Genomic DNA, 2,663 nt, shown 5'->3' with positions numbered 1-2,663 from the left:
ACGGCTGAGAAATCCATAGCCGAACATCCGGGATATAGTTCAACCTGGGATTCGCGCTAGGCATTACATGCCGCTTAAATCCCTATATATTGTGCCCAGTTATTTAATATTCAAATTATCTAAATCAAAAACATTCAATGCATTATCAGTATAATCAAAAACTATATCATTTTTAATTATTGCATTAGGTGTAATATTCAATTTTGCTATAATTTGGCCATTGTCATTTATTAAATATGAGTTACTATCTTGATTCACTAGTTTATAATTACCCGAATCTATTTGTAGAAAAAACAAGTCTTTACGATTTAGATTTGAGTTAATAGATAAGTCCCTATTCAATTCTACTAGTTCATTATATTCTGATAAAATTAGTATTCCATTATCAACTTCATTTTCATAGGGCTTTAGTATACCATCTTGTAGTTTGTAAATCTTTTTACCGTCAACAAAGCATTTGAATTTGCCTATTGATTCGGATGAATAATTCTTTATTATTTCTTCCTTTTTAGTTAATAGGTCATATTTATGAATTTCCCCGTTACTGATATAATACAACATACTTGATATAAAACTATAATCATCAATCTGGTTGTTGAATAATTTCTCATCGATAATTTCTCCATTTGATTTATTAACACAAAGAATATAACTAGTTAGTGTTCCAATTTCATTTGGAACCTTTTGAAATATGTAGAATTTATCAATATCTTCAGTCACATTCATTTTTTCATAAGGAGAACTAAAAGCTTTTTCCCAATTTAATACGCCTGTTGCCAGAGAAATACTTGAAATTAAATTACTTGTAACTATATAAATAGTAGCACTATCTACAAATATTATATCATCATAAGTGTTTCTATTATACTCATTCTGGTATTTACTAAAATTACATGTCAAAATGCTTTTATAAAGATTAAATGATTGCTTGGTATAGCTGTCTGGTTCCTTACTTTTAATAATGTCTGTATTTTGCCAAATTTTACCTGCTTTTAGGTTTAATAAAGTAATGCCTTTACTAACTAATAAGGCTATGGAGTCATTCAGTAGAATCATGTTTTTCCATCCTTGATTGTCTGCAAGTTCTTCATGCCATAATTCTTGACCATTTTCAAGATTAATACCCCGTATTAATGGACCACCATAATTCCCTAAAAAACCATGAGCAATTCCAACATTTATTTGAGGACTTAAATAGTAAATATTGTTATTTGTTTTCCAAGAAGGTGTTCCAGTATTGTAATCCAGTAACCAACTTCTGAAACCACTTGTAAATACTATCAGACTATCGGTTTGCGTATACCAATTCATTTTACTGTATGAAAATCTTTTAGTCCATCTGATTTTCTTTTCTTTTAAGTCATAATGAATGTAGTCACCCTCATTATCAAGCCATTTCCCATTTGAACTAACACCACGCAGATAAATAACAATCTCTCTTTTATTACAATTCAGTTCCAATTTTTCAATAGTATTGGGAAATGTAAAAGTTTCAGAAATGATTTCTTGGTTATTAATGAGACTTTTTCCTATTGTTTTTTTTGAAATTTGAATTTCAATATTCCCATTTTGACTAAATGAAAACAAACTTATTAATAAAAATGCTATTGAATTTATTGTTCTTCTCATCCTATTTGGTATAATTGGGCACAACGTTATGCATATGCCTAGTGGCGGATTGCGGGCGATTCAACTGTCAAACCGTGGAGAAGTTTGAGCGGGCGAAAAGCCTTGCAAAGTGCAGTAAAACCGCCATTAGGTATATGCGATGTTGTGCCCCGTTTTTGTTTTCCTCCGTGTAGAAATCCAGTCAATGTCGAACGGTGAAATCAGAATCAAAAAGCGATTCAACTCTCAACATTCCATTCTTCAAATAGACAGTTTTCTATCAGAGTTCAATTCTCGGTCTGCAAACCAAAGGTATTCTTTTTTGTTTAAAACAGTTTTCGAGTCTTTCTAATTTTCGATAATTCAAAGTCCAATCAAATCAGCTTAACTGTCCAACGGTCAATCGAAAATCCATTCCAAAAGAATCAATCGACTCTCGATGCGCATTCTTGTCATTCTCGATTTTCCAGTCTGTAAAAGATTTTCTTTCAAGTAGCAATTCAACTCTCAGACTCGACTCAATTCAGAATTAAATCTCCTCGATTGATTCGACACTTTCCAACAATCGGCATTCTCGATTCTGTCAAATTATTCTATCCGCTCAAAACAAGTCTCGACTTTTCTCAAAAGAAGCGTTCTTCTTTCTAACGAAATTCTGTTCTGTTTTTTAAAATGGGGCACAACTATTTAATATCACCAATGGTGATACATCCACTTTAAAATTAAAGTGGAAGAAGCAATAAAATTAACAAAAAAAGGGGCAAGCAAAATTAATTAGAAGTAAAATAATGTGTTTTGCAGCAGAAGATTTGAAATAAAAGAGGTAAAGGGATTTGAGGAAAACTAAAACACATCAAAAAGCAATAACCCAAAGGGAGGGATTGAAAGAGGGCAACCGCCCTTGGGGAGCCATTGTACCGAAGCAGCGAATGCGTCTCCCAGCGGTTGCCCGGTTTAAACGGTGCCATCACACAGGGATACAGTCCAAGGTTGGCACCGATTACCTTTAAACGAAGGTAGTGAAAAGATGGTATGAAAAGAAGGGGAACAACCGC

2 protein-coding genes are annotated in these 2,663 nt (G+C 32.8%); both read right to left on the bottom strand.

The genetic code is table 11. The annotated features are described in order from the left end of the window. Window positions 1–99 precede the first annotated feature (99 nt). Window positions 100–1,629, bottom strand: a complete 1,530-nt coding sequence (locus LX69_RS17345; protein ID WP_111447286.1) for a PQQ-binding-like beta-propeller repeat protein — start codon at window positions 1,627–1,629, stop codon at window positions 100–102. Window positions 1,630–2,378: 749 nt separating this feature from the next. Next, a partial coding sequence (locus LX69_RS18080) for a hypothetical protein (RefSeq protein WP_221621419.1) occupies window positions 2,379–2,663 on the bottom strand: 285 nt, incomplete at its 5' end.

Source organism: Breznakibacter xylanolyticus (assembly GCF_003254275.1).
In the GTDB taxonomy this organism is placed as follows: Bacteria; Bacteroidota; Bacteroidia; order Bacteroidales; family Marinilabiliaceae; genus Breznakibacter; species Breznakibacter xylanolyticus.
Note: the sequence above shows the minus strand (reverse complement) of the source record. Positions and strands in the feature narration are given on the sequence as shown.

Coding starts and splice junctions, on each gene's coding strand:
- LX69_RS17345 (WP_111447286.1), bottom strand. CDS start 1,629: ATGAGAAGAACAATAAATTCAATAGCATTTTTATTAATAAGTTTGTTT.